Raw genomic sequence first — 15,517 nt, forward strand, 5'->3', positions numbered from 1 at the left:
CATTGGGAGCGCAGGCGTCAATAAACCAATGAGGAAGGGGCCGGTCGATTCGACCGGCCCCTTCCTCATTGATATGCCTGTGACGTCCCTAGATGGAGCGCATGACCGAAACCACTTTGCCCATGACCGTTGCCGCGTCACCGAGGATCGGTTCGTAGCGGGAGTTCTGGGGCAGCAGCCAGGTGTGGCCATCTCGCTGGCGGAAGGTTTTCACCGTGGCTTCGTCGTCGAGCAGCGCCGCAACGATGTCGCCGTTGACTGCTGTTTGCTGACGTCGCACGACAACCCAGTCGCCATCGCAAATGGCGGCATCGATCATGGAATCGCCGCTGACCTTGAGCATGAAAAGTTCGCCATGACCTACGAGCTGGCGCGGCAACGCAAACACGTCTTCCACTGCCTGGTCAGCGAGGATCGGGTTGCCCGCAGCAATTCGGCCCACCAATGGAACCATGGCGGTATCCGCCGAAGTGGTCAGTTCCGAGACATTCATTCCGTTCGCGGCCTTGAGCTCGGCCTGACCGGAAACCACTTCAAGTTTCGTGTCGGATTTGAGTTGCAAAGGCAGCAGGATTTCCATGGCGCGCGGACGTCGGGGATCGCGACGGATATAGCCAAGCTTTTCGAGCTGGCTCAGCTGATGCGTCACGCTCGAGAGGCTGGCCAGGCCCACCGCGTCACCGATCTCTCGCATGGAAGGCGGGTAGCCGTTGGCACTGACCGAGCGCTGGATCGTTTCGAGAACCTTTTTCTGGCGAATGGTCAGGCTCTTCGCGTCTCGCCGAGGGGTTCGTTGTTCGGTCGTCATTCTGTGTGCCTCATCCCGATCGTCGGCGGTTGGCCCGCGCGTTCCGCAATTTGTCGGTGCGGAGTGATGAAGTGAATTCACCGTTCCACAACACTTATCTTAGTGGACGGCGGCGACCCTTTCAAAGATTTGTTCGAACCGATCTGGACACGTGTCGTTGAAAAGTGCTAGAAATAACTTGCGAACTACGAACACATATTCGAAAAATGTGTTCGAACGATAGAAGCTTGTTCGATTTGTGGCCCACTCGCATCGGCCCGTCGTATCTCTAAGGAAAGGCAAAGACATGGCAAACTCTGCTCTCTCGGCCCCGCTCCACCTCGTTCCGGATCCCATCGCGTACCACGCACCGCAGGAGGCTCCGCTGCGGTTGACGCGCCGCGGGAAATTCGTTTTGATCGCCATGCCGATCTTCATGGCCAGCATGGGTGTACTCATGCTTCTCGGCTTGTTCCTGTCACCGGCCAAGGCCTCTGCCGACGTGCCCGTGGGTGTCGCCGCCCTCAGTGTCACCGTGATCGAAGGCGACACGCTCTGGGGGCTGGCTCGCCAGTTCGCGCCCCAGCTTGACCCCCGCGAAGCGGTGCGCCAGATCGCCGAAATCAACAACCTTGAGGGAGACGTCCTGTACGCGGGAACGGAACTCTACATTCCAACGGCACGCTAGCTGCCGCCCCGCAGACGGCGGATGTGACCCCCGCGTCATTGCGAACCGATTGTTACCCCGTTCCACATTGCTGATTCTGATGCCTTGGACCGCGCGCCCTAGACTTATGGGGTGAATGAACGGCTAAATCGCCTGGCAAAATTGCCCCTGCGAGAGAATCTTCAAGGTCTTGAACCCTACGGCGCACCCCAAATTGACGTACCGATCCAGCTGAACGTCAATGAAAACACCCATCCGTTGCCCGAAGCCGTTCATCGCGCGATCGTCGAGGAAGTGTCCGCTGCGGCGCTGGGACTTAATCGCTACCCCGACCGTGAATTCACCGAGTTGCGTGAGCGCCTGGCAGCCTACCTCGGCCACGACCTGAATGCCGAGAATATCTGGGCGGCAAACGGATCCAATGAAGTGCTGCAACAAATCCTGCAGGCATTCGGCGGACCGGGCCGCACGGTCATGGGATTCCCTCCCACCTATTCGATGTACCCGCTGCTGGCCAGCGGAACCGACACCGCATACATTGCCGGTGTTCGCTCCGAGGGCTATGCCCTGTCCGCAGCCGATGCCGCGGAACAGGTGCGCGCCGCGGCACCCAACATCGTTTTCCTTTGCTCACCCAACAACCCGACGGGTACGGCCCTGGGCCTGGATGTCGTCGAGGCCGTCTACGAGGCCGGTGCCGCAAGCAATGCCATCATCATCGTGGATGAGGCCTACGCGGAATTTGCCCACAACGGAACCCTGTCGGCGCTGTCCCTGTTGCCGGGCCGCGAGCGCTTGATCGTCTCACGCACCATGTCCAAGGCCTTCGCCCTGGCCGGGGCCAGGGTTGGTTACCTCGCCGCCGCTCCCGAGGTCACCGATGCCATCCGCTTGGTCCGTCTGCCGTACCACCTTTCGGCGGTGACCCAGGCGACGGCCAATGCCGCGCTCAAGCACGTCGAGGCGCTGCTGGCCAACGTCGAGGACATCAAGTCCCAGCGCGACCGGATCGTCAACGAGCTGACCCGCATGGGCTTGAACCCTGCGTCGTCGGACTCGAACTTCGTGTTCTTCGGCGGCCTCGAGAACCCCCGGTACATCTGGGAGGGCCTGCTGGAAGCCGGAGTCATCATCCGCGATGTCGGCATCCCCGGCCACCTGCGCGTCACGGCCGGCACCGAAGCCGAAACCACGGCGTTCCTGGTCCGCTTGGAAGAACTGCTCAATCAGGGTCCGCACGGGCACTAACGCTAAACTCATAGGTGCGGGGTTGCGCCGGACATATCCGTGTCCCCATCCCCGTGCCTCACATCCTCGTCTAAACGCCTGATCAAAAGGAATGTGCATGTCTGCCGAAAAACTCACGGGTCGTCGCGCTCGCCTCGAACGCACCACCAGCGAGTCCTCCGTCTTTGTCGAACTCGATTTGGACGGCACCGGCCGTTCCGAAATCAGCACCAGTGTTCCGTTCTACGACCACATGCTGACCGCACTTTCCAAGCATTCGCTGATCGACCTCACGGTGCGCGCCACCGGCGACACCCACATCGACGTGCACCACACCGTCGAGGACGTTGCCATCACCATCGGTGAGGTCCTGCGCACCGCGCTAGGCAACAAGGCGGGCATCCGCCGCTTCGGTGAAGCCACGGTTCCGCTGGACGAGGCACTGGCAAACGCCGTCGTCGACATCTCCGGTCGACCCTACCTGGTGCACACCGGCGAGCCCGCGGGACAGGAATACCACCTCATCGGCGGACACTTCACCGGTTCGCTGACCCGCCACGTCTTCGAGGCGCTCACCCTGCACGCCCAGATCTGCCTGCACATGACCGTGATCGGCGGCCGGGACCCGCACCACATCGTCGAGGCCCAGTTCAAGGCCTTCGCCCGCGCACTGCGCGAAGCCGTGGAGCCCGATGCCCGCATCGGCAACGCCATCCCTTCCACCAAGGGTGCGCTGTAAATGGCCGAGCGCAAGAAAGTCACTGTTCTTGACTACGGGTCGGGCAACGTCCGCTCCGCGGTGCGTGCACTTGAGGCGGCCGGGGCCGAGGTAACGCTCTCGGCAAAGCCCGACGACATCCTCAACTGCGACGGACTCTTTGTCCCGGGCGTCGGCGCCTACGCCGCGGTCATGCAGGCGCTCAACGATGTCGGGGCCATCCGCTGGATCGGACGCCGCATCGCCGGCGGCCGACCGGTCCTTGGCATCTGCGTTGGACACCAGATCTTCTTTGAAGAAGGCGTTGAACACGGGGTGCGCACCCCGGGCATGGGCGAATGGCCGGGCACCGTGGAGCTGCTCAAGGCACCCGTCGTCCCGCACATGGGATGGAACACCGTCACGCCCCCGGAAGGCAGCAAGCTCTTCAAGGGCATCGAAAACGAACGCTTCTACTTTGTGCACTCCTACGCGGTGCAGGAATGGAACTTCGACGTGGCCCAGCCTAAGATGCTCCCGCCGCAGGTGACCTGGTCGGAACACGGGGTCCCCTTCGTGGCCGGCGTGGAAAACGGCCCGCTGTGCGCCCTGCAGTTCCACCCCGAGAAGTCCGGCGAAGCCGGTGCGCAATTGCTGCGCAACTGGTTGGAGACCCTCTAACATGTGGACGATCTTGCTCATGCTGTTGGCCGGGCTGCTGGCCGGCGGCGCAATTTCGCTGCGCCAGCAACGGGCACACATCTCCTGGATCATTGCCTGCTGGATCCTCGCCGGCATGGCCCTGATCGCCGGATACCTACTGACCTTCTGAGAACCTTGAGCCGGCACCCAAGCGGTTTCGGCAGGGCCGACGGCCCGGAAAAACCTAAGGATTGATCATGACCAACACGCAAAACCCCATCCTCGAACTGCTCCCCGCCGTCGACGTGGCCGACGGCCAGGCGGTCCGCCTGGTCCAGGGTGAAGCCGGATCCGAAACCGGTTACGGCGACCCCTTGGAGGCCGCACTTGCCTGGCAGAACGCCGGCGCCGAATGGGTCCACCTGGTGGACCTTGACGCAGCCTTCGGCCGCGGCCACAACACCGAGATCCTGCGCCGCGTTGCCGAGGAACTGAGCATCAAGGTCGAGCTTTCCGGCGGCATCCGCGACGACGAGTCGCTGGAGCGGGCGCTGGAATTCGGCGCCACCCGCGTGAACCTGGGCACCGCTGCCCTCGAGAACCCGGAGTGGACCGCCCGCGCCATCGCCCGCCACGGCGACAAGATCGCTGTCGGCCTGGACGTGCGAGGAACCACCCTGGCCGGCCGAGGCTGGACCAAGGAAGGCGGCGACATCTGGGAGGTCCTGGCCCGCCTTGAGGACGCCGGATGTGCCCGCTACGTCGTCACCGACGTGACGAAGGACGGAACCCTGCGCGGCCCGAACGTGGAACTGCTGCGCGAGATGTGCGCACGCACCTCCAAGCCCGTTATCGCCTCCGGCGGCATCTCCAGCCTCGAGGACCTTCGCGTGCTGCGCGAACTGGTCCCGTTGGGCGTTGAGGGGGCCATCGTGGGCAAGGCGCTCTACGCGGGCAAGTTCACCATGCCCGAGGCACTGGATGTCGCGGGCCGCCGCTGACATCCACCCGCACGCCCCTCATCTGCGGGCGAGTTGCACCACACCAAGCACCCCGCCGCCCGCGCCGAGTTCTGCGTGGCAGTAGGGAATCAGGGCCGGTCACCATGCAAATGGCGACCGGCCCTTGTGCATGCCGCACGATAGCATTTGCGTATGAGCGCGAATTCACCTTCTTCCCACGGGGCACCCGAAAGCCCCCGACACCTGCCCGGCCACATTGCCGCGGCTCTGGCCCGGGCCGGATCACCGAGCGACTCCGCCGGGCAAAGTTGGGAAGGCCGCGACCTCAGCGGGGAGGGAAACCCCCTGCACAATTTCGACAACGACAACGGGCTCATCGACGTAAAGCTTGCGGTCGCCATGGATGCACTGATTGCCGGAACCGGCAGCGAGCAAGGCGTCCACGCGGCGCTTGCACAATCACGGATCTACATCGCCGTGGTGGCCCAGCTGGCCGAGGGCGGACTCGGCGAACACGGCTTCACCGAGGAGAAGGAAGCCGACATGGCCCTGGTGACGCTCAACGCGCCGGACGGCCGCAAGGCGCTGCCGGTGTTCAGCAGCGTCGAACGCCTGCAGGCCTGGCACGGCGAGGCCCGCCCGGTTGCCGTGTACGCGCCGCGCGCGGCCCTCTCCGCAGTCGCCGAGGAAGCCCAGATGCTGGTCCTCGACCCCGGGGCCGACTTCACCTTCGTGTTGCGCCGCCCCGGCATGTGGGCCCTGGCCCAGCAAAAGGAGTGGACGCCCAGCTACCTCGACGAGGATCTTGCGGTCATCGTCGCCCAACAGGCGGGAGCCGAAGAGGCCCTGGCGTCGGTCCGCATCGCCCCGGGCCAGGGCGTGGGAAGCCGCACCGCGCAGGGGACAAGTGTGCCCGGCGGGGGATCGGGGCCGGAATTGCGCCTGGAGTTCACCTTCCAGCCGGGAGTGGACGAGGCAACCGCCCGTGCCTGCGTTTCGCGCATCCACTCGGCCCTTGCCGCAAACGCGGACTTCGCCGAAAACGTTGATTCGCTGGAGGTCTCCTTGAAGGCCGGCGCACCGACGCAGCAGGGGCCCAGCGCATGAAATTCGGGCGCTACGGCGAACTGCTCCGGCAACCCGGGGTAGCGCCGCTGCTCCTGGTCGGCATGGTCGCCAGGCTGCCGCATGCGGCCGTTGGCATGCTGTTGCTGCTGCACCTGGTCAACGAGCTGGACCGGGACTGGGGGTCGGCCGGCCTGGTCGTGGCGCTGATGACCATCGGTATCGCGCTGGGCGCACCCTGGCGCGGCCGCGTGGTCGACATGTACGGGCTGCGCCGCGCATTGCTGCCCTCGATCCTCGTCGAGGCGGTGGTGTGGAGCATCGTTCCGCAGGTTTCGTTCGCGTGGGTGCTGCCGCTGGTGTTCCTTGGCGGGCTGTTCTCGTTGCCCGTCTTCTCCGTGGTGCGCACCGCCCTGGGCGTGATGACCACGGGGGAGACCCGCCGTTCGGCCTTTGCGCTCGATGCCATGGCGACCGAGCTGGTCTTCATCGTCGGGCCGGCCACGGCTGGAATCGTTGCCACCAGCCTGAGCACCACCATCGGAATGATCGGCATCGCCGTTGCGGCCTCGCTCAGCGGCCTGGCGCTGATGATCTTGAACCCGCCCACCCGCAGCGGCCAGCCGGGTGCCGTCGCCAAGAATGCGAATCCGCACGAGGAGCGCCTGGCAGCCGAGGCGTCGCTGATCGCCTCCGGCCCCGGCGGGCTGGCGAACGTCGAAGGCGAACTGATCCTGGCCGGAAGTAAGTCGGCCAAGGCCCGTGTTGCGGCACGCGGCAAGGCCTTCCGCAACAAGTTCGGCTGGGTCAGCGCCTCGGTCATCGCCGTGTTCATCGCCGCGTCCGGCGCCGGGCTGGTTCTCTCGGGAACCGAGGTGGGCATGCTCGCGCTGCTTGACGAGAAGGACAGCTCGAGTCAGTTGGGCATCGTGTTCTTCTTCTGGTGCGGCGCCTCGCTGGTGGGCGGGTTGATCTACGGAAGCCTCAGCCGGCGGATCTCGCCGATCGTGTTGCTCCTGGCCATGGCCGTATTGACCCTGCCGATGGCGTTTGCCTCGGACACCTGGTCGCTGGCGCTGCTCTCGATCCCGCCCGGAATGCTCTGTGCACCGGTGCTCTCGGCGGCCTCGGAATGGCTCACCGACCTGGTGGCCGAAAAGCGACGCGGCGAGGCCATGGGTTGGTACGGTTCGGCGCTGACCAGCGGCACCGCCCTGGGTTCCCCGATCACCGGCGCAACAGTCGATTCACTGGGGTTCGCTGCCGCATTCATCGCGGTGGGCTGCATCGGCGCGGCGGTGAGCGTTGCCGCGTTGGTCACGCAGCAGGTGCGCCGGCGTCGCCGCGCCCGGGTGCGCACGCGCGTCAGCGAAATCGTAGGCGCACAAGGCCAATGAAAAGGTGCGGGTCCCGTTTCGCCTGAAACGGGACCCGCACCTTTTCTTGAAGACGGAGCTGAACTGTTAGTTCACCGGGCCGGTGAGCTTTTCGCCCGGCCCCTTGCCCGGTTCGTCCTGGATGAAGGATGCTTCGCGGAATGCGAGCTGCAGCGAGCGCAGTCCGTCGCGCAACGGTCCTGCGTGCTGGGAACCGATCTCCGGCGCTGCGGAGACGACCAGGCCGGCCAGTGCGGTGATCAGCTTGCGGGCCTCGTCGAGGTCTTTCAGTTCTTCGGCGTCGTCGCCTGCGGCAAGGCCGCACTTGACGGCGGCGGCGCTCATCAGGTGGACGGCTGCGGTGGTAATGATTTCAACGGCTGCCACTTCGGCGATGTCGCGAATCTCGTTGGTGGCGTCCGGATTGGTTTCAGGAGTACTCATGATGCTAAGCTTTCCATAGACCGACTGAATCTGTGTATTTGGTAGCGTCACCCAAGCGGTGAATGTGACCAAACAGCCTGGATCCAGTAAGCAAGTGGAGGCCACTCCCACCCGCAGCAGCCGAATCAGGCGGCCGGGTACATTCGGTACCTGCCACTTCGTGTGGCGGGTCAAGATGAGCAATCATCTATCGAATCTCGAGGCCTTCGCCTGCACCCGCAGCCGAGGGCCTTTCCCTTTGCAGTGGTGGCCTGAAACTACGAACTACTCAGGAGCTACACATCAGCGATCCACGCATTAATGATCGAATCCGCGTCCCAGAGGTGCGGCTCGTCGGCCCAGCCGGTGAACAGGTTGGCATTGTCCGTATTGAGGATGCTCTTCGTCTTGCCGTGGAGTCCGATCTTGATCTCGTTGAGGTTGCGCCTACCGCAAAGCCTCCCGTGTGCAAACTGATGGACTTCGGAAAGTACAAGTACGAGGCCGCGGTCAAGGCGCGCGAAGCGCGTAAGAACCAGACCAACACGGTCCTCAAGGAAATTCGTTTCCGCCTGAAGATCGACACCCACGACTACGAAACCAAGGTCGGCCACGCGCTGCGCTTCCTCGGAGCGGGCGACAAGGTCAAGGCCATGATCCAGTTCCGTGGTCGTGAGCAGCAGCGCCCAGAGATGGGCATCCGCCTGCTGGAGAAGTTTGCAGCAGCAGTTGCAGAGGTCGGCGTTATTGAGTCAAGCCCCCGCATCGATGGCCGAAACATGGTCATGGTTGTTGGACCGCTCAAGAACAAGGCAGAAGCCAAGGCCGAAGCCCGCCGCTTGGAACAGCGTGAAAACGACAAGGCCAAGGCAGCCGACTCCAAGAACCGGATTGACACCTCGGAACCACAGGGCGACCTGGGCGGCTCCGTTGCAGATGTCATCGAATCCGACATCATGGAGAAGCTTGCCAAGGTTCGTGCCGAAGCCGCAGCCGAAGAGGCAGCAGCTTTGCTCGCCCCCAAGGTCGCACCGGTAAAGACCGCTCCGGTCGCCGCCAAGGCTCCGGCCAAGGCAGCCCCGGCACGTGACACCGCTCGTCCGGCAACGGCAAAGGCCCCGGTTCGTCCGGCCGCCGCATCCAAGCCGGCAGTAGCAGCTCCGGCCCCGAAGCCTGTCGTTGCAAAGCCTGTTGCAGCACCTAAGCCAGTGGCCATGCCGAAGCCGGTAGCCGCACCCAAGCCTGCGGGCAAGCCGGGTCCAAAGCCCGCAACCCGCGCAGCCAAGCCCGGGACGACCAAGTAAGGTCGCTCCGAGCAGGGCACGCTCGCAAGAGCAACACGAGAACAACGGATTCCCTCAAACGCGGGAGTGCGCAAGATCCCCGGCCCGAAAGGACCCCGGGAGCAAGTAAGGAGAACGGCGGATATGCCGAAGTTCAAGACCCATAGTGGCGCCAAGAAGCGCTTCAAGCTCACCGGTAGCGGCAAGCTCAAGCGCCAGCAGGCTAACCGCCGCCACTACCTGGAGCACAAGTCCTCCCGCATCACCCGTCGCCTGGCCTCGGACCAGCTGGTCGCCAAGGCGGACGTCAAGACCATCAAGCGGATGCTCGGTCTCTAACACCAGTCCGTCTTGGGAATCCATTCTGCGATTCCCGACCACTTAAAGTATTTTGCCTGGCCCAATATTTGAGGCCAGGTGGAACAGAACCAAAGGAGTACACACGTGGCACGTGTGAAGCGGGCAGTAAACGCCCATAAGAAGCGTCGCGTTATTCTTGAACGCGCCAAGGGCTACCGCGGTCAGCGTTCGCGCCTGTACCGCAAGGCGAAGGAGCAGCTGCTCCACTCGTACGTCTACAGCTTCAACGACCGTCGCAAGCGTAAGGGTGACTTCCGTCGCCTCTGGATCCAGCGTATCAACGCTGCATCCCGCGCAAACGGCATGACCTACAACCGCATGATCCAGGGCCTGAAGGCTGCCTCGGTCGAGGTCGACCGCCGCATGCTGGCCGAGTTGGCAGTGTCCGACTCCAAGGCTTTCGCCGCACTGGTTCAGATTGCAAAGGGCGCCCTTCCGGCTGACGTCAACGCCCCAAAAGCATCTGAGACAGTAGCAGCCGCACCTAAGGCAAAGGCCCCTAAGGCCGCTGCCAAGGCTACTGTCGTTGAAGGCTCCACCCCCGCCGAAAAGGCAGTGGCAGCCGGTGCTTACAAGGTTGTCGATGGCGAAGCAGCTCCGGCCGACTTCATCGTCAAGGGCAACGCTCAGTCCAACAAGTACCACGTACCGGGTTCGACCTGGTACGAGCAGACTGTTGCTGAGTTCTGGTTCAAGGGCATCGAAGATGCCAAGGCTGCAGGCTTCGAGCCTGCAGGTGGCGAAGCACGCCAGCAGATCAAGGACGCCTAGTCTTTGAGCCGCTAATGCTCTAGGCCAATGGGACGGAATCCTCGCGATTCCGTCCCATTGTCGTATCCCCGGTAAAGTCATAGGCATGAATCTTCCCGCAGACAACGAAGAAACCATGACAAACGTCCGTGCCGAGAAGGTTCGTGAGGTCGCCCGGTTGGCGACCCGCACCGGTCGTGCCCGCAGCGGAGAGTTCCTGGCCGAGGGCCCGCAAGCGGTCCGAGAAGCAATGAAAGCGCACATCGCGCGCGAAGCCGAAGGCAAGGACGCCGTGGTGCGTTCGATCTTCGCCACCGACGACTGCCTGGACCGATACCCGGAATTCGAGGAGATGGTGGCCAAGGCCCCAGGCGTCCGGGCCCGGTTGGTGAGCCCCGAGGTGTTGGCGGCAATGGCCGACACCGTCACCCCCCAGGGCATCGTCGCGGTATGCGTGATCCCCGAGGTGAAGCTCGAGGAAGTCCTGGCAGCCAAGCCGCGCCTGGTGGCCGTGCTGTGCCGCGTGCAGGATCCGGGCAATGCCGGAACCATCCTGCGCGCCGCAGACGCAGCGGGTGCCGATGCCGTGGTCATCACCAACGGCAGCGTGGACATCTACAACCCCAAGGCCGTTCGTTCCACCGTCGGTTCGCTCTTCCACCTGCCGATCGTCTCGAACGTCGCGCTCTCGGAAGCCATCGCGGCGCTCAAGGGCCAGGGCAGCACCATCCTGGCCGCTGACGGTTACGGCACTGCTGATCTTGACGCACTGCAGGACGCCAGCGCGGCGCGCCGCACCGGCGGAAAGTTCGAGTCGGCCGAAGGTGATCCGGTCCTTGAGGAACCGACTGCCTGGTTGTTCGGCAATGAGGGCCAGGGCCTGAACGAGGACGAGCTGTCCCGGGCCGACCACCGAGTGGCAGTGCCGCTCTACGGAATCGCCGAATCGCTGAACGTCAGCACCGCCGCAACCGTTTGCATGTACGCCTCCGCGCGCGCCCAGCGACGCGGCTAGGAGCCGGAGTTCCCCGGCGGGCGGCGGCAGCCCACGCCCGCCGGGAGACTCGGCAACAGCCCGCGCCATGGCCCCGGCGGACCTTGTCCGCCCCAAAAAGAGACCGCGACAACACCTTTTGATGCACCGCGGTGCCTCTGCACGCGCTAACGTTGGAACCGAATCCACGGCCCGGCCATTGCCGGGCCATGCGCACGAGGAAAGGGGCGGGTCCATGGCGGCCTCCGGAGGAACAAAAGCAGTCGTTGCCGCATTGGCGGCAAACCTCACCATTGCGGTGTTCAAGTTCATTGCCTGGGCGGTCACCGCGTCGTCATCGATGCTCGCCGAAGCCATCCACTCGGTTGCGGACTCGGGAAACCAGGTCCTGCTCCTGGTGGGCGGAAAGAAGGCTCGCCGCGCGGCCGACGAACAGCACCCCTTCGGCTACGGGCGCGAACGCTACGTTTACTCGTTCATCGTCTCCATCGTGCTCTTCAGCGTCGGCGGGCTCTTTGCCCTCTACGAGGCTTGGCAGAAATTCCAGCACCCGCACGGCATCGAGGGCCAGTGGTGGTGGGTGCCGCTGGCGGTGCTGTTCGGTGCACTCATCGCCGAATCGCTGTCCTTCCGCACGGCGATCGTCGAATCGAACCGTGTACGCGGCAAGCAGTCCTGGTCAAAGTTCATCCGCACTGCCAAGGCCCCCGAACTTCCCGTGATCCTGCTAGAGGACTTCGGTGCACTCGTTGGCCTGGTCCTGGCGCTCTTCGGCGTCGGCCTGACGCTCATCACCGGCAACGGCGTCTTCGATGCCATGGGCACCGCATGCATCGGCGTGCTGCTGGTGCTCATCGCCATCGTGCTGGCCCTGGAGACCAAGTCCCTGCTGCTCGGTGAATCGGCCACGGCCGAACACGTGGAGGCCATCGTCAACGCCATCACGCTCGACGGGGCCAAGCTGATCCACCTTAAGACCCTGCATCTGGGGCCTGAGGAAGTCCTGGTCGCAGCGAAGGTATCCGTGGCGGAAAACTCCACCGGTGAGCAGATCGCGGCGGCCATCGACGAAATCGAGGTGCGGATCCGCGCCGCGGTCGGCCTCAAGTGCGTGATCTACATTGAACCGGACATTTTCTCCCGGTCCGCGTCCGAAGCCCAGAGCCCGAACGAGAGCGTCGAAAAGTAACCATGGCATTGAAGCAAATCGTTGCGGCCGCAATCCTTGACTCGCTGGAGCAGCCGACGAAGTTGCTGTCCGCACGACGCACCGCCCCCGAGGCGATGGCCGGCCTGTGGGAATTTCCCGGCGGAAAGCTGGAGCCCGGCGAAGGCTGCCGGGAGGCGGTCCACCGGGAGATCCTCGAGGAGCTCGGGGTCAAGGTGCGTCTGGGCAGCGAGGTCTTCGGGCCGCTCGAACAGGGCTGGGCGCTGAACGAACACGCGGCGATGCGGGTGTGGTTCGCCGAGATCACCGACGGCACCCCGCAAGCCCTCGAAGACCACGACCTCCTTGAATGGGTCGATCTGGACGCCCCCGCGCTGGAGTCCCTGGCCTGGATCCCGGCGGACCTGCCGATCGTGCACGCGGTGCTGGCCGACGTCGAGGCCGGCGCGACCCGGTGATCCTGCTGACCGGATTCGAACCCTTCGGCGGGGATGGCTTCAATCCGTCCCGGGCCATAGCCTTCCGTGCGGCAGAGATGCTCGCGGAACGCGCAATCCGGGCGCGGGCAGCGGAGCTGCCGTGCGTCTTTGCCTTGGCGCCGGCGCGGCTCAACGAGCTGGTCGACGAACACGAGCCGGACGTGGTGATCAGCCTGGGGCTGGCCGCTGGCAGGGACGCCCTGAGCCTGGAAAAAGTGGCAATCAACCATGTGGATGCGCGGATCCCGGACAACGCGGGAGACCAGCCCATCGATCGGCAGGTGCTGCCCGGGGGCGCCAACGCCTATTTCTCCACCCTGCCGCTGAAGGGCGCGTTGCTGGCCCTGACGCCGGCAACGGACCCCGGCAAGCAGGCCGGCAGCCAAGTGAGGGCGGAGATTTCCTATTCTGCAGGCACCTTTGTCTGCAACCAGGTGTTCTACACCCTGATGCACAGGCTCGACGGGAACCCCGGCACGCGCGGCGGGTTCATCCACGTGCCGTGGCTGGAAGCCAACGACCCCCGGATCGAGATCCATGCGCGGGCCGTGGCGGACATCGCCGTGTTGGCGCTGGGCACGGGACCCGAACCCGCCTTCAGCGCTGGCAGAGAGTCCTAGGGCCTGAGCTCCATCTGGTCGAGGAGCTCCCAGCACACCTCCACGTTGGCGGAAAGTTCCTGTTCCCCGGCGACCACCGGCATCGATGAGGAGGCCATGTCCGCGGCCTTGACCCGGAGTATCGGCAAGGGGGTACCCTGCGTCGTTTCCTTCACCCGTAGGGCCTTGCCCAGGGTGCAGCCGGCGAGGGCCGCAAGCTGCTCGGCCTTGGTCCTTGCATCGGCAAAGGCCAGCTCGCGTGCCGTGGCGTAGGCAAACGCCGGGTTGGAGACTTCCGCCTGCACCGAATGGATGCGCAGGGCATCGCCGCCGGCGGCCACGGCGGCACCGAGCACCTCGGAAACCTGCTCGATTCCGACATGCGTGAGCCGCAGCGTCGAATCGGCTTCGTAGCCGGCCAAGACATTCTCGTCGTTGCGCCACACCATGCGGGCGCGCAGTCCGATTCCGGTGGTCGACAGCTTCGCCCCGGGCACGGCCCGGCCCAACGCCGCGACCAGGTCCCGTGCCCGGGAAGAGGCCAGGGCGTATGCGCCCTCGGCCTGGCCGTGGCGGGCCTCGACGCCGAGGGAAACGCTCATGGAGTCCGGCACCGCGCCGACCGATGCCGAACCAAACATGGTGATGCTGTTCTTCTTGCTCATACGGGGGTTCTCCTCGAGGGGATTGGTTGTTCATTCGGGCTTTGGGTGACGCCGCGGTGAGCCGCGCGGCGCAGGCCGTGCGCGAGCTGCGGCATGATCCTGCGGACGGGACGCTCCGTATAGCCGCCGCCCTGCAGGTTGGCCCGCCGCTCGAACACATTGCGGGAAGCCGGGTCCCCAATGCGAAGCCACGAATAGCCGGCGGCCAGGAAATACAGCGGTATGAACGGCAGCCCCATACACAGGGCGTACTGGGTGGAGTGCGTCGCCTCGTGCTCCAGCAGCTGCGGGTAATTGCCGGGTTCGGAAAAGTGCTTGCGAAAGAAGACCACGTTGCCTACGGTGAATGCACCGGCAACGGGCAACCTGGGCCGGTAGTTCAATGCATAGATGAGACCTTGTTGCCCGGGTTTGACCCGGCACCCGGTGCAACGGGCCAGTGCCAGTCCGCTCAGCGTACTGAGATTCAACCAGTTCAGACCCGCCCGGAGGCTCTCCCACTTGCCCATGGGCACCAGTGTAGCCAGAGGCCGCTGCACAGCAAGAGCACAGGTGGGCGGCTGGTCGGAATTATTTTGCCCACAGCTCCAACCGATAGAGTTGAAACTCAATCGGGGGAAACACTTTCCAGATCGGACCCCCACATCGAGGAGAACTTATGAAGAAGATCGTATCCGTCATTGGTGTCATGGTGGCGTTGGTGCTGAGCCTGACCGGTTGCGTGAAGATGGATGTGGATCTCACCGTTTCCAGCCCGGAAAAGGCAACACTGAACATGGTCGTCGCAGTGGACAAGAATGCCTTGGGCGAGCGCACCTTTGACGAGGCCCTGGCACAGATCGGCGCGTCCGAGGAGACGCTCTTCCAGGGTTTCCCGGAGGGAGTCGCACATGCACCCTATGACAAGGACGGTTTCCAGGGCTTCACCATCACCGCAGCGGACAAGTCCCTGACCGAAATCAGCGACATGTCCGGCCAGTTCGGCCCGAAGATCGTCATTGAGTACCGCGACGGCTTGTACTACTTCGCGGGCCAGGGTCTGGGCGGCAACGACACCGCCACGGTGACCGAAGCCAAGATGACGGTCACCTTCCCGGGTGAAGTCACCGAGGCAAGCGCGGGCGGCACGATTGAGGGCAACACCGTGACCTTCGACATGCGCACGGCAGCCGGCCCCCTGACCGCCATCGCCAAGGAAGCCGACAACAGCGCGATCTACCTGTCGATCCTGTTCCTTGGCCTGGCAATGCTGGGCGCATTCATTGCCGTTGGCATGATGCGCAAGCCCGAAAAGACAGTGGCGCACGCCGACCACGCCTAAGCGGCAGCCCGTCCGGCAGGGCCCCACGGGGCCACGCCGGACAGGATGCGTG

Annotated in this window: 20 protein-coding genes; 16 read left to right on the forward strand and 4 right to left on the reverse strand. The window is 64.3% G+C overall.

Features of this window, described 5'->3' with window-relative positions; translation table 11 throughout:
- Positions 1–88: 88 nt before the first annotated feature.
- On the reverse strand, positions 89–808 hold the full coding sequence (gene lexA / locus JOF47_RS03645; RefSeq protein WP_209996023.1) for a transcriptional repressor LexA: 720 nt from the start codon (positions 806–808) through the stop codon (positions 89–91).
- 286 nt (positions 809–1,094) lie between these two features.
- On the opposite strand from lexA, the gene JOF47_RS03650 reads away from it, so the two are divergent.
- From JOF47_RS03650 to JOF47_RS03685, 8 genes are all read left to right on the forward strand, one after another.
- On the forward strand, positions 1,095–1,475 hold the full coding sequence (locus JOF47_RS03650; RefSeq protein WP_209996024.1) for a LysM peptidoglycan-binding domain-containing protein: 381 nt from the start codon (positions 1,095–1,097) through the stop codon (positions 1,473–1,475).
- A gap of 111 nt (positions 1,476–1,586) precedes the next feature.
- Positions 1,587–2,702, forward strand: coding sequence for a histidinol-phosphate transaminase (locus JOF47_RS03655; RefSeq protein WP_209996025.1), 1,116 nt, complete (start codon positions 1,587–1,589; stop codon positions 2,700–2,702).
- Between the two features lie 97 nt (positions 2,703–2,799).
- A complete protein-coding gene (gene hisB / locus JOF47_RS03660; protein WP_209996026.1) occupies positions 2,800–3,420 on the forward strand; it encodes an imidazoleglycerol-phosphate dehydratase HisB in 621 nt (206 codons plus the stop codon).
- Positions 3,421–4,059, forward strand: coding sequence for an imidazole glycerol phosphate synthase subunit HisH (gene hisH, locus JOF47_RS03665; RefSeq protein WP_209996028.1), 639 nt, complete (start codon positions 3,421–3,423; stop codon positions 4,057–4,059).
- 1 nt (position 4,060) lies between these two features.
- Positions 4,061–4,210 (forward strand): hypothetical protein, encoded by a 150-nt coding sequence (locus JOF47_RS03670; RefSeq protein ID WP_209996029.1) that lies wholly within the window; start codon positions 4,061–4,063, stop codon positions 4,208–4,210.
- Positions 4,211–4,277: 67 nt separating this feature from the next.
- A complete protein-coding gene (gene priA, locus JOF47_RS03675) occupies positions 4,278–5,021 on the forward strand; it encodes a bifunctional 1-(5-phosphoribosyl)-5-((5-phosphoribosylamino)methylideneamino)imidazole-4-carboxamide isomerase/phosphoribosylanthranilate isomerase PriA (RefSeq protein ID WP_209996031.1) in 744 nt (247 codons plus the stop codon).
- A 153-nt stretch (positions 5,022–5,174) separates the two neighbouring features.
- Positions 5,175–6,089, forward strand: a complete 915-nt coding sequence (locus tag JOF47_RS03680; RefSeq protein ID WP_209996033.1) for an SseB family protein — start codon at positions 5,175–5,177, stop codon at positions 6,087–6,089.
- Positions 6,086–7,444 carry an MFS transporter gene (locus JOF47_RS03685; protein ID WP_209996034.1) on the forward strand — a complete coding sequence of 453 codons (1,359 nt, stop codon included), beginning with the start codon at positions 6,086–6,088 and terminating at the stop codon, positions 7,442–7,444. Before JOF47_RS03680 ends, JOF47_RS03685 begins: the two co-directional genes overlap by 4 nt.
- A 66-nt stretch (positions 7,445–7,510) precedes the next feature.
- Here the strand turns inward: JOF47_RS03685 and JOF47_RS03690 are convergent, their stop codons facing one another.
- Complete coding sequence (locus JOF47_RS03690) at positions 7,511–7,867, reverse strand: DUF1844 domain-containing protein (RefSeq protein ID WP_209996036.1); 357 nt, start codon at positions 7,865–7,867, stop codon at positions 7,511–7,513.
- 323 nt (positions 7,868–8,190) lie between these two features.
- On the opposite strand from JOF47_RS03690, the gene infC reads away from it, so the two are divergent.
- The 7 genes from infC to JOF47_RS03725 all read left to right on the forward strand — a co-directional run bounded on the left by infC (position 8,191) and on the right by JOF47_RS03725 (position 13,500).
- A complete protein-coding gene (gene infC, locus JOF47_RS03695; RefSeq protein WP_377738262.1) occupies positions 8,191–9,150 on the forward strand; it encodes a translation initiation factor IF-3 in 960 nt (319 codons plus the stop codon).
- A 123-nt stretch (positions 9,151–9,273) separates the two neighbouring features.
- Positions 9,274–9,468, forward strand: a complete 195-nt coding sequence (rpmI, locus tag JOF47_RS03700; RefSeq protein WP_209996038.1) for a 50S ribosomal protein L35 — start codon at positions 9,274–9,276, stop codon at positions 9,466–9,468.
- Positions 9,469–9,573: 105 nt separating this feature from the next.
- Positions 9,574–10,260: a 50S ribosomal protein L20, sunset domain variant gene (gene rplT, locus JOF47_RS03705; RefSeq protein ID WP_209996040.1), complete on the forward strand. Its 687-nt coding sequence runs from the start codon at positions 9,574–9,576 to the stop codon at positions 10,258–10,260.
- Between the two features lie 85 nt (positions 10,261–10,345).
- On the forward strand, positions 10,346–11,254 hold the full coding sequence (locus tag JOF47_RS03710; RefSeq protein WP_209996042.1) for a TrmH family RNA methyltransferase: 909 nt from the start codon (positions 10,346–10,348) through the stop codon (positions 11,252–11,254).
- A gap of 214 nt (positions 11,255–11,468) precedes the next feature.
- Positions 11,469–12,422, forward strand: coding sequence for a cation diffusion facilitator family transporter (locus JOF47_RS03715; RefSeq protein ID WP_209996044.1), 954 nt, complete (start codon positions 11,469–11,471; stop codon positions 12,420–12,422).
- A 2-nt stretch (positions 12,423–12,424) separates the two neighbouring features.
- Complete coding sequence (locus tag JOF47_RS03720; RefSeq protein ID WP_209996046.1) at positions 12,425–12,859, forward strand: (deoxy)nucleoside triphosphate pyrophosphohydrolase; 435 nt, start codon at positions 12,425–12,427, stop codon at positions 12,857–12,859.
- Positions 12,856–13,500: a pyroglutamyl-peptidase I gene (locus JOF47_RS03725; RefSeq protein WP_342592704.1), complete on the forward strand. Its 645-nt coding sequence runs from the start codon at positions 12,856–12,858 to the stop codon at positions 13,498–13,500. The genes JOF47_RS03720 and JOF47_RS03725 overlap by 4 nt, the downstream gene beginning before the upstream one ends.
- On the opposite strand, the gene JOF47_RS03730 is transcribed toward JOF47_RS03725, so the two are convergent.
- Together JOF47_RS03730 and JOF47_RS03735 are read right to left on the reverse strand one after the other, a co-directional pair.
- Entirely contained in the window at positions 13,497–14,144 is a 648-nt protein-coding gene (locus JOF47_RS03730; protein ID WP_209996049.1) for an SIMPL domain-containing protein, read from the reverse strand. The genes JOF47_RS03725 and JOF47_RS03730 overlap by 4 nt on opposite strands.
- Complete coding sequence (locus JOF47_RS03735; RefSeq protein WP_245356239.1) at positions 14,141–14,653, reverse strand: DUF4157 domain-containing protein; 513 nt, start codon at positions 14,651–14,653, stop codon at positions 14,141–14,143. The genes JOF47_RS03730 and JOF47_RS03735 overlap by 4 nt, the downstream gene beginning before the upstream one ends.
- 149 nt (positions 14,654–14,802) lie before the next feature.
- On the opposite strand from JOF47_RS03735, the gene JOF47_RS03740 reads away from it, so the two are divergent.
- The gene (locus tag JOF47_RS03740; protein ID WP_209996051.1) at positions 14,803–15,465 is read left to right on the forward strand and encodes an LppM family (lipo)protein; all 663 of its coding nucleotides are present in this window, start codon (positions 14,803–14,805) and stop codon (positions 15,463–15,465) included.
- Positions 15,466–15,517: the final 52 nt, after the last annotated feature.

The sequence above is a fragment of the Paeniglutamicibacter kerguelensis genome, assembly GCF_017876535.1.
GTDB lineage: Bacteria > Actinomycetota > Actinomycetes > Actinomycetales > Micrococcaceae > Paeniglutamicibacter > Paeniglutamicibacter kerguelensis.

Coding starts and splice junctions, on each gene's coding strand:
- JOF47_RS03670 (WP_209996029.1), top strand. CDS start 4,061: ATGTGGACGATCTTGCTCATGCTGTTGGCCGGGCTGCTGGCCGGCGGC.
- JOF47_RS03685 (WP_209996034.1), top strand. CDS start 6,086: ATGAAATTCGGGCGCTACGGCGAACTGCTCCGGCAACCCGGGGTAGCG.
- hisB (WP_209996026.1), top strand. CDS start 2,800: ATGTCTGCCGAAAAACTCACGGGTCGTCGCGCTCGCCTCGAACGCACC.
- JOF47_RS03715 (WP_209996044.1), top strand. CDS start 11,469: ATGGCGGCCTCCGGAGGAACAAAAGCAGTCGTTGCCGCATTGGCGGCA.
- rpmI (WP_209996038.1), top strand. CDS start 9,274: ATGCCGAAGTTCAAGACCCATAGTGGCGCCAAGAAGCGCTTCAAGCTC.
- JOF47_RS03650 (WP_209996024.1), top strand. CDS start 1,095: ATGGCAAACTCTGCTCTCTCGGCCCCGCTCCACCTCGTTCCGGATCCC.
- priA (WP_209996031.1), top strand. CDS start 4,278: ATGACCAACACGCAAAACCCCATCCTCGAACTGCTCCCCGCCGTCGAC.
- hisH (WP_209996028.1), top strand. CDS start 3,421: ATGGCCGAGCGCAAGAAAGTCACTGTTCTTGACTACGGGTCGGGCAAC.
- JOF47_RS03680 (WP_209996033.1), top strand. CDS start 5,175: ATGAGCGCGAATTCACCTTCTTCCCACGGGGCACCCGAAAGCCCCCGA.
- JOF47_RS03735 (WP_245356239.1), bottom strand. CDS start 14,653: ATGGGCAAGTGGGAGAGCCTCCGGGCGGGTCTGAACTGGTTGAATCTC.
- JOF47_RS03740 (WP_209996051.1), top strand. CDS start 14,803: ATGAAGAAGATCGTATCCGTCATTGGTGTCATGGTGGCGTTGGTGCTG.
- lexA (WP_209996023.1), bottom strand. CDS start 808: ATGACGACCGAACAACGAACCCCTCGGCGAGACGCGAAGAGCCTGACC.
- JOF47_RS03690 (WP_209996036.1), bottom strand. CDS start 7,867: ATGAGTACTCCTGAAACCAATCCGGACGCCACCAACGAGATTCGCGAC.
- JOF47_RS03730 (WP_209996049.1), bottom strand. CDS start 14,144: ATGAGCAAGAAGAACAGCATCACCATGTTTGGTTCGGCATCGGTCGGC.
- JOF47_RS03710 (WP_209996042.1), top strand. CDS start 10,346: ATGAATCTTCCCGCAGACAACGAAGAAACCATGACAAACGTCCGTGCC.
- JOF47_RS03720 (WP_209996046.1), top strand. CDS start 12,425: ATGGCATTGAAGCAAATCGTTGCGGCCGCAATCCTTGACTCGCTGGAG.